Source organism: Mycobacterium sp. SMC-15 (assembly GCF_045310925.1).
In the GTDB taxonomy this organism is placed as follows: domain Bacteria; phylum Actinomycetota; class Actinomycetes; order Mycobacteriales; family Mycobacteriaceae; genus Mycobacterium.
Genome location: NZ_JBJIAJ010000006.1, coordinates 99376 through 111539, shown reverse-complemented (window position 1 = coordinate 111539; position 12164 = coordinate 99376). Strand labels below are relative to the sequence as shown.

At 68.9% G+C, this 12164-nt stretch carries 12 protein-coding genes; 5 read left to right on the top strand and 7 right to left on the bottom strand.

Annotated features, from left to right (window positions below; translation table 11 throughout):
• Window positions 1–151: 151 nt before the first annotated feature.
• Window positions 152–532 carry a hypothetical protein gene (locus tag ACJH71_RS10885; RefSeq protein WP_406758032.1) on the bottom strand — a complete coding sequence of 127 codons (381 nt, stop codon included), beginning with the start codon at window positions 530–532 and terminating at the stop codon, window positions 152–154.
• Between the two features lie 150 nt (window positions 533–682).
• Here ACJH71_RS10885 and ACJH71_RS10880 point away from each other — a divergent pair, with 150 nt between their 5' ends.
• From ACJH71_RS10880 to ACJH71_RS10870, 3 genes are all read left to right on the top strand, one after another.
• Window positions 683–922 carry a CsbD family protein gene (locus tag ACJH71_RS10880; RefSeq protein WP_406758031.1) on the top strand — a complete coding sequence of 80 codons (240 nt, stop codon included), beginning with the start codon at window positions 683–685 and terminating at the stop codon, window positions 920–922.
• A 129-nt stretch (window positions 923–1051) separates the two neighbouring features.
• Window positions 1052–1726: a winged helix-turn-helix domain-containing protein gene (locus ACJH71_RS10875; protein WP_406758030.1), complete on the top strand. Its 675-nt coding sequence runs from the start codon at window positions 1052–1054 to the stop codon at window positions 1724–1726.
• 14 nt (window positions 1727–1740) lie between these two features.
• On the top strand, window positions 1741–2055 hold the full coding sequence (locus ACJH71_RS10870) for a hypothetical protein (RefSeq protein WP_406758029.1): 315 nt from the start codon (window positions 1741–1743) through the stop codon (window positions 2053–2055).
• Between the two features lie 2 nt (window positions 2056–2057).
• Here the strand turns inward: ACJH71_RS10870 and ACJH71_RS10865 are convergent, their stop codons facing one another.
• Together ACJH71_RS10865 and ACJH71_RS10860 are read right to left on the bottom strand one after the other, a co-directional pair.
• Complete coding sequence (locus ACJH71_RS10865; protein WP_406758028.1) at window positions 2058–2393, bottom strand: hemophore-related protein; 336 nt, start codon at window positions 2391–2393, stop codon at window positions 2058–2060.
• 35 nt (window positions 2394–2428) lie between these two features.
• Complete coding sequence (locus tag ACJH71_RS10860) at window positions 2429–2824, bottom strand: hypothetical protein (RefSeq protein WP_406758027.1); 396 nt, start codon at window positions 2822–2824, stop codon at window positions 2429–2431.
• A gap of 106 nt (window positions 2825–2930) precedes the next feature.
• On the opposite strand from ACJH71_RS10860, the gene ACJH71_RS10855 reads away from it, so the two are divergent.
• On the top strand, window positions 2931–7394 hold the full coding sequence (locus tag ACJH71_RS10855) for an ATP-dependent helicase (RefSeq protein ID WP_406758026.1): 4464 nt from the start codon (window positions 2931–2933) through the stop codon (window positions 7392–7394).
• A complete protein-coding gene (gene nei2 / locus ACJH71_RS10850) occupies window positions 7394–8158 on the top strand; it encodes an endonuclease VIII Nei2 (protein ID WP_406758025.1) in 765 nt (254 codons plus the stop codon). Before ACJH71_RS10855 ends, nei2 begins: the two co-directional genes overlap by 1 nt.
• Window positions 8159–8250: 92 nt before the next feature.
• On the opposite strand, the gene ACJH71_RS10845 is transcribed toward nei2, so the two are convergent.
• The 4 genes from ACJH71_RS10845 to ACJH71_RS10830 all read right to left on the bottom strand — a co-directional run bounded on the left by ACJH71_RS10845 (window position 8251) and on the right by ACJH71_RS10830 (window position 12087).
• Entirely contained in the window at window positions 8251–8685 is a 435-nt protein-coding gene (locus ACJH71_RS10845; RefSeq protein ID WP_406758024.1) for a hypothetical protein, read from the bottom strand.
• Between the two features lie 78 nt (window positions 8686–8763).
• Window positions 8764–9636, bottom strand: coding sequence for a pseudouridine synthase (locus ACJH71_RS10840; protein ID WP_406758023.1), 873 nt, complete (start codon window positions 9634–9636; stop codon window positions 8764–8766).
• Window positions 9633–10901, bottom strand: a complete 1269-nt coding sequence (gene nhaA, locus ACJH71_RS10835; protein ID WP_406758022.1) for a Na+/H+ antiporter NhaA — start codon at window positions 10899–10901, stop codon at window positions 9633–9635. The genes ACJH71_RS10840 and nhaA overlap by 4 nt, the downstream gene beginning before the upstream one ends.
• Window positions 10902–11259: 358 nt before the next feature.
• Window positions 11260–12087 carry a hypothetical protein gene (locus tag ACJH71_RS10830; RefSeq protein ID WP_406758021.1) on the bottom strand — a complete coding sequence of 276 codons (828 nt, stop codon included), beginning with the start codon at window positions 12085–12087 and terminating at the stop codon, window positions 11260–11262.
• Window positions 12088–12164: the final 77 nt, after the last annotated feature.

The following is a 12164-nucleotide window of genomic DNA, read 5'->3' as shown; positions in this document are numbered from 1 at the left end:
GCGATTTCAGAAGCCGCCCCAAGCGGTCGACCGGTATGAGGTGGACCCGTCCGCGACCCAAAACTATCGTATGCCGATACGTTGAAGACGCCGCCTCCTTAACAGGATGTTCACAGTCATGCAACAGCGATGCCCATGCCACGGCGGGCGATCAGCCGCTGCCCATGATCGGTACAGCGCTCATGAGCAAGACGACCAGCATCAGCGTCAGCAGGAACCACCCGGCGCCCTGCCAACCCCACCAGGTGCCCCGGGCGCGCCACACCCGGTACGTGCGCACAAACGCCCGCAGCCCACCGGCAGCCAGAATCAGCGGGGCACCAACGGCAAGTACGGTCCGGTAGGGCCGTCCGCACCCCGCGGTGGCCGACTGGGGGTCGCACGAACCCACCCACAACACGGCTATGACGACAAACGCCAGCGCGGTGGCGACGATCAACCCGGCAAATCGAGCGGCCGCGCGGACCTCCCGGTCCTCTTGGCCCAGCCGGTCGCCACCGGAAGTAGAGCGCGACGGTGTGCGCGATTCCACATCTCCCACCGTCCGCGCTGATGAGCTCTGCGTCAAGGCGATTCATTCATCTGCGTCAACGTTTGGGCGCGCGGCAGCCCGGGAAGCCTTGCCGTTGTGGCGGGCCTCTACACCGTGTGGGGCTGCCACAAGAACACGAAGGGAGGGCTCATGTCGGACGACAAGAGCAGCGCTACCGAAGACGGCATCCGCGGCACCGTGGAAGGCGTCAAGGGCAAGGCCAAGGAAGCGTTAGGGGCCGTGACCGGCAACGACGAGCTGGCCCGGGAGGGCCGGGCGCAGCAGGACAAGGGCGAAGCGCAGCGCGACGCCGCCAAGCACCAAGCCGAGGCCGAATCGGCCCGAGCGGGCGCGAAGGCGGCCGAGGCGCGCGAGCAGTCTCACCAGTAGCCCGAGGGGAGGGCAGGCCCGGTCCGCTTGGCGGGCCGGGCCTGTCGCTACGTGATCGGGTTACTTCCTGCGAGCAACGGGTAGTAAAAGCCTTGAGGCGACATAGCATCCATGGGTTGGAGCCACGCGATGAAGATCCTGTTACTGACCGACCGCGACGAATTCGCACGGTCATTGTCGGGGATTGGTGTCTTCGGGCATTCGATCGTCCGTAGTTCACTGACCCTCACCACGCGAGCCGACTGCCACGGGGCGAACGCCGTTCTGGTCGATGGCTGTTCTGACGTGCCGGTAGCGCGGGAGACCTGCCGCAAACTCGGAGCCTGGGAGCCGTCGGCTGCCGTGCTGGCCGTGGTTGCTGCCGAAGACCTCGCCGCAGTCGGCCTGGACTGGCACGTCGACGATGTCCTGATCGCCACCGCAGGCCCCGCCGAGGCGAACGCGCGGCTGCTACTGGCCCTGGCACGTCGGGACGAATCCGCCCCCCACAGGTTGCAATTCGGCGCCTTGGTCATCCACCCGGACAGCTTCACGGCGTCATTGTCGGATCGCGATCTCGACCTCACGCTCACCGAATTCAAACTGCTCAGCTATCTGGTGCAGCACGCCGGCCAAGCGTTCACCCGGGCCCGGCTGCTGCGTGAGATCTGGGGCGGCGAGGGCGGCCGTCGCAAGGTCGACGTTCACGTGCAGCGGTTGCGCGCGAAGCTCGGGGCCGACCACGACTCGATCGTCGACACGGTCCGCGGCGTCGGGTACATGACGCCGGAATCGCCGCAGCCGCAATGGGCCATCGCCAACTGAGAGGGCCACAGGCCATGACTGGACAACCCGATTTCGATTCAGCGGCCACCGACACCACCGGCGACGACACGCTACCGCCGAGTGAGGCCACCGACTCCGACGAGCTGCGCAACGACGACGGCGACGCGGCAGTCACCGCACCGGACCACTGGCAGGCCGCCGACAACGAGACGGCCCATGAGTCGTTGGATGACAAGCTGGCCGCCGAGCAACCCGACGTCGCAGGCCCTCAGCATGATCCCGACGAAGCCGTCGGGGGCGAGCGCCACCGCGCGCAGGTGTCCGGAAGTCCCGAAGACGGCGGCTCATTCTTCGCCGTCGAAGAGTGAGCTCAGTAGTAGTTGTCGCAGGCGTTTGCCAACGGGCTGAAGAGCGCAACGTAGTGCGCGGCATCGGGGGTGTCCTGCGCCTGGTCGACTATCTGCTGGCGCTGTGGCGGCGGGGCAGCCAGAAAGTTCTGCAACCAGGATCGTGCCGCCGGTGTCGCGTTGAACTGCTCGGCGTCCCCCGGTGACTGATCGTTCATCGCCGACACCACCTGCGCGTAAGTGCAGGTCGTATTGACCACCGGATCGGTGTCCGGGTCGGCCGAAGCCACCACCTGCCCAGCGGTCAGCGCCACGGCGGCAAACCCAACCGCGGCGGACAATCTGATCAGGCCAAACATCTCGCGTTCCCCTCTGTAGAGCCGCCGCAGGTAGGTCAAAACATCAGGACCAAGACCGCCAGATCAGCGAACAGCAGGGCCCACCCGCACGCCCAGACCGCGATCCCGCCGCGGTGCGTCGCCAGGAAAAAGGCCAGAAAGAGCGTCAGGGCCGCTACGCCGGCCGCTCCGTGGTAGAGCACACCGAACAGGGACCCGTGCACCTTGAGCTCCGGGCAAGCCACCCTGTTGCACAACGCGGAGCCGGACACCCTGGTCAGCGCGAATGCCATCAGCAGCGCCGCAGCCGGCGCAGTCAGCAGCGACAGCGCCCAGTTGGCCCACGTCCAATCGCGGGGCAGCGCTTCCGGCGCCGACGTCCCCGCCGCACGGGGGCGGGCGTCGGCGAATATCGGCCGGACCGCCGTCGCCCCGTCATCCAGAATGGTCATCCCCCGCCTCCGCTCACCGAAATCACCGTTGGCGGATACCCGGCGACGGCGGGCACAAAACCGCAGCGCGGGAGCATTCCGGCTCCGAACTTGGCACCATGGCTGGGTGAGCCCACCCGACCGAGCAACCCCAGCCGCGCTGGCGCGGTTCTCGGCGCTGACCCGGGACTGGTTCGCCGGCACCTTCATCGCACCGACCCCGGCGCAGGAGCAGGCCTGGGCGGCGATCGCCGACGGCCACAACACACTCGTGGTCGCTCCGACCGGCTCCGGCAAGACGCTGGCGGCATTCCTGTGGGCACTGGACCAACTGGCCGCAGCACAGCCCGGTAGCGGCACCCGAGTGCTGTACATCTCGCCGCTCAAGGCTCTGGCCGTCGACGTCGAGCGCAACCTGCGTACCCCGTTGGCCGGCATCGCCCGGATGGCCGCACAGCGCGAGCTGCCCGCTCCCGGCATCACCGTGGGCGTGCGCTCCGGCGACACCTCCCCGGCGCGGCGCCGCGAACTGGTCGCCAAGCCGCCCGACATCTTGATCACCACACCGGAATCGTTGTTTCTGATGCTGACCTCGGCAGCGCGCGAGACGTTGACCGCGGTGCGCACGGTGATCGTCGACGAGGTGCACGCGGTGGCGGGAACCAAACGGGGTGCCCACCTGGCACTGTCTTTGGAGCGCCTGGACGCGATGCTCACCCGGCCCGCCCAGCGGATCGGGTTGAGCGCCACCGTGCGCCCCGCCGAAGAGGTAGCCCGGTTTCTGTCCGGGCAGTCCCCCACCACAATCGTGGCTCCCCCGGCCGCCAAGACATTCGAGCTGACGGTTCAGGTCCCGGTGCCCGACATGGCCAATCCGGCCGAGGGCACCGTCTGGCCCGAGGTCGAAGAACGCATCGTCGACCTGATCGAAGCCCACCGGTCCTCGATCGTGTTCGCCAACTCACGGCGACTCGCCGAGCGCCTGACGGGGCGGCTCAACGAGATTCACGCGGAACGCCACGTTGACGGCGATCAGGCGCCGGCGCCGCTGGCACGAGCCCACCACGGTTCGGTCTCCCTGCAGACCCGAGCCGACGTCGAGGAGGACCTCAAGAGCGGGCGGCTGCGCGCGGTGGTGGCGACCTCCAGCCTCGAACTGGGCATCGATATGGGTGCGGTAGATCTGGTCATCCAGATCGAGGCGCCGCCGTCGGTGGCCAGCGGCCTGCAGCGCGTCGGTCGGGCCGGTCATCAGGTCGGCGAGATCTCCTCCGGCGTACTGATTCCCAAGCATCGCACCGATCTGATCGGGTGCGCCGTCGCAGTGGAACGGATGCTCGCCGGCCAGATCGAAACCCTGACGGTACCGGCCAATCCGCTGGACATCCTGGCCCAACACACGGTAGCGGCGGCCGCGCTGGAGCCAATCGATGCCGAAGCCTGGTTCGACAGCGTGCGCCGCAGCGCTCCGTTCGCGACGTTGTCGCGCGGTGTTTTCGAGGCAACGCTGGACCTGCTCTCCGGCAAGTATCCGTCGACCGAATTCGCCGAGCTGCGGCCGCGTTTGGTCTACGACCGTGACAACGGGACCCTGACCGGCCGGCCCGGCGCGCAGCGGCTGGCCGTCACCTCCGGCGGCGCCATCCCGGACCGCGGACTGTTCGCGGTGTATCTGGCCGGCACTGACGAAACGCGGAAGCCTTCCCGCGTCGGCGAACTCGACGAGGAGATGGTGTACGAGTCGCGTCCCGGCGACGTGATCTCGCTGGGCGCCACCACGTGGCGGATCACCGAGATCACCCACGACCGAGTACTGGTCACGCCGGCACCCGGCCAGCCGGGCCGACTGCCGTTCTGGCACGGCGACGGTGTCGGGCGGCCAGCCGAGCTGGGTGCCGCGCTCGGCGCATTCACCGGCGAATTGGCCGCCCTTGACCCAAATGCGTTCGACAAGCGCTGCACGGGGCTGGGTTTCGACGACTATGCGATCGACAACCTGAGGCGACTACTCGACGATCAGCGCACCGCCACGGCAATAGTGCCCACCGACACCACGCTGGTGGTGGAGCGGTTCCGCGACGAGCTCGGGGACTGGCGGGTGGTGCTGCACTCACCGTACGGGCTGCGCGTGCACGGGCCTTTGGCACTGGCGGTGGGCAAGCGACTGCGCGACCGCTACGGCATCGACGAGAAGCCGACGGCCTCCGACGACGGCATCGTGGTCAGGCTGCCCGACACCGACTCCGGGGCGGAAGCGCCCGGCGCCGAACTGTTCGTGTTCGACCCGGACGAGGTCGAGCCGGTCGTCACCGCCGAGGTGGGCGGCTCGGCGTTGTTCGCCTCTCGGTTCCGGGAATGCGCAGCGCGGGCATTGCTGTTGCCGCGCCGGCACCCCGGCCGCCGCACGCCGTTATGGCAGCAACGCCAGCGGGCGGCCCAATTGCTCGACGTGGCCCGCAAATACCCGACGTTCCCGATCGTGCTGGAGACGGTGCGCGAGTGCCTGCAGGACGTCTACGACGTCCCGGCGTTGACAACACTGATGGCGCAGATCGCCCAACGCCGGGTGCGGTTGTCCCAGGTCGAGACGGCCACCCCGTCACCGTTCGCGGCGTCGCTGCTGTTCGGCTACGTCGGGGCGTTCATGTACGAAGGCGACAGCCCGCTGGCGGAGCGCCGCGCGGCGGCCTTGGCACTGGACCCCACACTGCTGGCGCAGCTGCTGGGCCGGGTCGAGCTGCGCGAACTGCTCGACACCGAGGTGATCACCGGTCTCACCGCGCAGCTGCAGCACCTGACGCCGGAGAAGGCCGCCCGTGACGCGGAGGGGGTGGCCGACCTGCTACGGCTGCTCGGTCCGCTCACCACCGAAGAGATCAGCGCCCGGGCCGCGGGGGCTGACGTGGGCGGGTGGCTGGAACATCTGCTGGCCGCCCGGCGGGTGCTGACGGTGGCGTTCGGCGGGCACCGCTGGTGGGTGGCGATCGAGGACATCGGTCGGCTGCGCGACGGCCTCGGGGTTGCGGTGCCGCCCGGGGTGCCGACGGGCTTCACCGAACCGGTCGCCGACCCGTTGGGCGAGCTGCTGGGCCGATTCGCCCGCACCCGGGGGCCGTTCACCACCCGGCACGCCGCGAACCGGTTCGGGCTGGGAGTGCGGGTGGCGGCCGATGCGCTGGGCCGACTGGCCGCCGACGGACGGGTGGTGCGCGGCGAGTTCACCGACTTCTCGGACTCCCCCGGTGAACAGTGGTGCGACACCGAGGTGCTGCGGATCCTGCGGCGCCGGTCCCTGGCCGCGCTGCGCTCGGCGATCGAGCCGGTGTCGCCGGCTGCCTACGGGCGTTTCCTGCCGGCCTGGCAGCAGATCGGCTCTTCCGAGGTTGCCGCGACCGGCGCCGACGGGTTGGCCGGGGTGATCGAGCAACTGGCCGGAGTGGCGCTGCCCGCGTCGGCGGTCGAACCGTTGATCTTCGGCCCGCGGGTGCGCGACTACGCACCGGCCATGCTCGACGAACTGCTGGCCTCCGGAGAGGTGCTGTGGTCGGGCGCGGGCGCCCCAGCCGGCAGCGCCCCGGCGACCGACGGCTGGATCAGCTTTCACACCGCGGATTCGGCGCCGCTGACATTGGCGCCCGGGACGCCGATCGAATTCGGCGACGCGCACCGGGCGATTCTGGATGCCCTCGGCGGTGGCGGTGCGTTTTTCTTCCGCCACCTGTGCGGCGACGCGAGCGAGGCGGAACGCAAAGCCGCACTGTGGGAGCTGATCTGGGCGGGATGGGTCACCGGCGATACGTTCGCTCCAGTGCGCGCGGTGCTGGCCGGCACCCGGCGCGCCACCCCTGCGCACCGCAGCAGACGCCCGCCCCGGCTCAGTCGTTACAGTGTCGCGCACGCCAGTGCCCGCGCTGCCGACCCGGCGGTGTCCGGTCGCTGGTCGGCTTTGCCTGCCCCGCAATCCGATTCCACCCTTCGGGCGCACCACACCGCCGAGTTGCTGCTGCACCGCTATGGCGTGCTGACTCGGGGCGCGGTTGCCGCCGAGGCCGTGCCCGGCGGTTTCGCCACCGTCTACAAGGTGCTGACCGCGTTCGAGGAGGCCGGGCGATGCCAGCGTGGCTATTTCATCGAGTCGTTGGGGGCCGCGCAGTTCGCGCTGGCCTCCACCGTGGACCGGCTGCGCGGCTACCTCGATGGTGTGGACCCGACCAGGCCCGAGTACCACGCGGTGGCACTGGCCGCCGCCGACCCGGCTAATCCGTACGGCGCGGCGCTGAGCTGGCCGGCACACTCCGGGACGGCCCGTCCGGGCCGCAAGGCAGGAGCGCTGGTGGTCCTGGTCGACGGTGAACTGGCCTGGTTTGTCGAGCGGGGCGGCCGGACGCTGCTGAACTTCGCCGATGCCGCCGAGGGGCAGCGTGCCGCCGCCGGGGCACTGGCTCGGCTGATCGCCGACCGGCGGGTTGACGGGATTCTCGTCGAGCGGGTGGACGGCGTTCCGGTGCTGGAGCTTCACGATTCGCCGACGCTGGACGCGTTGACCGAGGCCGGGTTCTCCCGCACGCCGCGCGGATTGCGAATGCGCTGATGCCCGAGGGGGACACGGTTTTTCACACCGCGACGGTGCTGGCCACCGCGCTGGCGGGAAAGACCTTGACTCGCTGCGATATCCGGGTTCCCCGATATGCCGGTGTGGATCTGAGCGGACAACGCGTTGACGAGGTGATCAGCCGCGGCAAGCATCTGTTCATCCGGGTCGGGCCAGCCAGCATCCATTCGCATCTGAAGATGGAGGGCAGTTGGCGGGTCGGTCGACGTCTTGCCAGACACAGCCCAGTCGATCATCGGGTACGAATCATCTTAGAGGCCGGCTCCGTTCGCGCCACCGGTATCGATCTGGGTGTGCTCGAGGTGCTGGAACGCCATCATGACGGCGATGCCGTCGCGCACCTCGGACCGGATCTGCTGGGCCCCGATTGGGACCCGGCTGTGGCCGCCGCCCGGCTGGTGGCCGATCCGCAGCGCCCGCTGGCATCGGCATTGTTGGACCAGACGGTGCTGGCCGGGATCGGCAATGTCTACTGCAACGAGTTGTGCTTCGTAGTCGGCCGGCTGCCGACTACACCCGTCGTGGATCTGAATGATCCGGGTCGGCTGATGTCACGGGCCCGCGAAATGTTGTGGGCGAATCGGTTGCGGTGGTCGCGCTGCACCACCGGCGATACCCGGCCGGGCCGACAGCTGTGGGTATATGGCCGAGCCGAACTGCCGTGTCGGCGATGCGGTACCGGTGTGGAGTCCGACCGCAACGGTGAGCGGATTCGCTTCTGGTGCCCGTCATGTCAGCGGTAACGCCGCAACCTTCCGGCTATTGACCACAACCAAAGCCGGCCAGCCATCAGGCTGGCCGACTTTCGGCTGTGTCTACTCGAAGGGTTGGTCGATCACGGCCACCCGCCGCAACCCACACCGGGCACGCAACCCCCTCCGCCGCCGGGTCCGCCCCAGCCGGTGGGGCCGCCGGGGATCGTGCCGCTACCCCCGCCAGGACCACCACCACCGGTCGGGCCGCCGGGAATCTGGCCGCCGCCACCGCCGGGCCCACCGCCACCGGTCGGGCCACCGGGAATCTGACCACCGCCTCCGCCGGGCCCGCCACCGCCGGTCGGGCCACCAGGCTCGCCCGGTTCGCCCGGGTTTTCTGGTCCCGGCCCACCTGGGACCGGTTCGAGGGTGGTCTCGCTCGTGGTGGTGGTCGTCGTCGTGGTCGTGGTCGTGGTGGTGCTCGGCCCCTCTTCTTTGGTGCCGTTGCAGCCGGCTGCTACCAGCGCGACTGCACTGCCGAGCACTGCGATCGTCATCTTGCTGTGTGCCTTCATCAGAATCAGACTCCCCTCTGCTCTGGTCGTGCCTACCTGTACCCAGGACTGTCACAGCCGAAACCCCGGCAGCCGAAGTCAGTTCGCGTCGAGGACGCGTTCGCTTACGAAACCGCGGGGCCGTCCGGTGAACGGGTCGTCGAACTCCAGCCGGTGGGCCAGCAGTTGCAACGGCTGCGAGAAGTCATCGGGGGCAACATCGATGACCTGCGGATACAGCGGGTCTCCGTCGATCGGCAGACCGAGTGAGGCCAGGTGCACCCGCAACTGGTGGGTACGGCCAGTGCGGGGGGTGAGCCGGTAGCGGCCAGCGCCCAATGATTCGACCAGGGTCTCGGCGTTCGGTTCACCGAACTCTTCGCGAGCCTGCAGGCAGCCGCGCTCTTTGACGATCCGGCTGCGTACTAGCTGCGGGAACGCGACGGTCGGCTCGGCGGAGGACCGCGCCAGGTAGTGCTTGCGCACCGCGCCACGGGCGAACAGGGTCTGATAGGCCCCGCGCAGCTCTCGACGGGTGGTGAACAACAACACTCCGGCGGTGAGCCGGTCCAACCGGTGCGCCGGACTCAGCTCCGGCAGATCCAACTCGCGCCGCAGCCGTACCAACGCGGTCTGAGCCACATGGCTGCCGCGCGGCATGGTCGCCAGGAAGTGCGGCTTGTCGACCACCACCAGGTCCTGGTCGCGGTGCAGCACCGGGATGTCGAAGGGTACCGGGACCTCGTCGGGCAGGTCCCGATACAAGAACACGTGCGCCCCGGCCGGCAACGCCGTGGTGTCGTCGACCACCTCCCCGCCCGCGGTAACCACTTCGCCGGCAGCCACTTTCGCCGCAACAGCCGCACCGAACCGGGCACGCAGCTCGGCGGCGACCAGACCGCCGTGCAGGCGCAGCCGGGCCGGCCCCAGGCCGTCGCGGACCGGCAGCGGGGCGGGACGTCGGCGGGTCATCGCATTTTGAGGTCGAACGGCCGCACGCTGTCGGCGTCGCGGGCATAGGCGCGGTCGCGGATGGTCAGCAGTACTGTCGCCAGCGCGGCTGCGGTCAGGGTGCCGATCAGCACGCCCAACTTGACGTGTTGTTGGCGGACAGGATCACCGAAGGCGAGGTCGCCGATGAACAGTGCGACGGTGAACCCGATGCCACCGAGTAAGGCCAGAGCGACCACGTCGATCCACTTCAGCGAGGCATCGAGTTCGGCTCGGGTCAACACTGCGGTCAGCACCGCGGCGCCGGCGATGCCCACAGCTTTTCCGATGACCAGGCCGGCGGCAATCCCGATGGCGACGGGATCGTGCAGTGAGGCAGCCAATCCGTGGAGCCCACCAAAGGTCACACCGGCCGCGAAGAACGCGAACACCGGCACCGCGAGGCCGGCGGACAGCGGGCGAATGCGGTGTTCGAGGTCCTTGGCGTTCAGCCGGCGGCGCGCTGACGTGCCGCGCCTGCCCGCCTCCCGGACCGGAACGGTCAGGCCGAGCAGGACGCCGGCAATGGTGGCGTGCACACCGGATTCGTGGACTAGATACCAGGTGGCTGCGGCCAACACGAGCAGCACCGCAGCGTTGTCGAGACGCCTGGCCGCCACCGCGAACAACGCCAACGGGACGAGCGCGAGCGCAAGAGCGGCGAGGTTGAGGTCATCGGTGTAGAACACCGCGATCACGGTGACCGCCAACAGGTCGTCGACCACGGCCAAGGTGAGCAGGAAAGTGCGCAACGCCGAGGGCAGGTGTGAGGAGATCACGGCCAGTACGGCCAGCGCGAAAGCGATGTCGGTGGCGGTGGGAATGGCCCACCCGCGTAGCGCTCCACCCCCGGTGTGAGCGTTGACGGCGACGAATATCGCTGCGGGCATGACCATTCCGCCGATCGCGGCGACCACCGGAAGCGCTGCGCGACGCGGGTCACGCAGGTCGCCGGCAAGCACTTCGTACTTGAGCTCCAGCCCGACCACGAAGAAGAAGATCGCCAGCAGGCCGTCGGCGGCCCACGCCGACACCGAGAGATGCAGATCCCAGGCGCGGGGACCGAACGTGATGTCACCGAGCCGGTAATAGGCGGCCGACCACGGCGAATTGGCCCACGCGATCGCGAGGGTAGCCGCGACAAGCAGCAGCGCCCCGCCCACGGTCTCCTTGCGGAGCACGTCGGCGAGTCGACTGGCTTCGGCCGACGATCCGCGGCCGAAGAGCGGGGGGCGACCAGAGGTCAAGGGAGAGCCTTTGATTCGAGTGATGGAGCGCCAGAGGTCACGGGCCTGGCAGACGACAGTCGTTGCGGTTCAGTGCGGCGCCGGAGGGCAGCCGGCACGTATGCCGTGCGCATGGTTGCTCCGGAACGTCACGTTGCCGTTGGTGTTCCGAGGCCGTACGCCGCTGTCGGCCGGCCGCGCAATGGCACCCGTTCCGGTGCGGCCGGGCTGCGCGGACATGGTGCCCACCGTACCGGGGCCTACCGACATTCCGCCAGGTCAGCGCGGCCCGCCCGCGCTGGGCGCACAACGACACATCGGCCACAACCGTCGGGGGGCTGTGGCCGATGTGGCTTGGTGAGGCGGTATTGCTACCCGCTCAGCTGACGCCGAGCATCGCAAAGACGCCCAGATCATCCAGGAAGGCGGTCAGCGTGGTGGCATCGGTCACCGGGTCGGCGCCCGTGCCCAGCAGGGCGGTCAACAGGGCTCCCAGCGTCTCGTCGCCCAGGACGCCGCTGCCGTCCGGGTCGGCGAGCGTGCCGCCGACAACCATGCCGTCGACGAACTTGTCCCAGCCCGCGTCGAGCTGCTCGGGGGTGATTCCCAGCAGGCCGCCAATAGTGGCGTCTTGCATCCCGTTCTGGTCCAGCAGGCCGTTCAGCGTGGTGGTGCCGTCGATCCCCATCAGGACGTCGAGCAGCTGCGCCACGGTCATCTCCGGCGAGAAGTCGGTGAACGGGATGTTCAGCAGGCCGGCGAACTCGCCGAGACCGAAGTAGCCCAGCAGCGTACCGAGTTCCGTGGCGGCGCCGTCGCCACCGATGAAGCCGCCGATCAACGTGTCGATCGGGATCGAGCCCAGTGGAGCCCCGCCGAAATCGACATCGTTGAGCAGGGCCGTGATGTCGGTGGAAAGCATGCCCAGGGTAGCGGCGTCCAGGGTCATGCCGTCCGGGTTCAGCGCGGCCAGCAGGGCCGCCAGGCTCGACGTGGTGGAGATGTTGTCACCGAATATCCCCAAGACCTGACCCATGTTGCCGAAGTCGAGGGCGTTCAGCAGGCTCTGCAGGCTCTCACTGAACGTCGGGAAGGCGGCGGTCAGCATGACCTCGTGTTGCACCGACGCGGTAAGGCCGGCGGCAATCGTCGGAGCGACAGCCGTACCGCCCAGCAGAGCCGTACCGGCAAAAACAGTTCCGGCCACTAGGGCGCCGGCTTTGACCACAAAGCCGCGCGCCCCTATCGGTGCGGCAACAGTGGAACAAGTAGACATGAATAGGT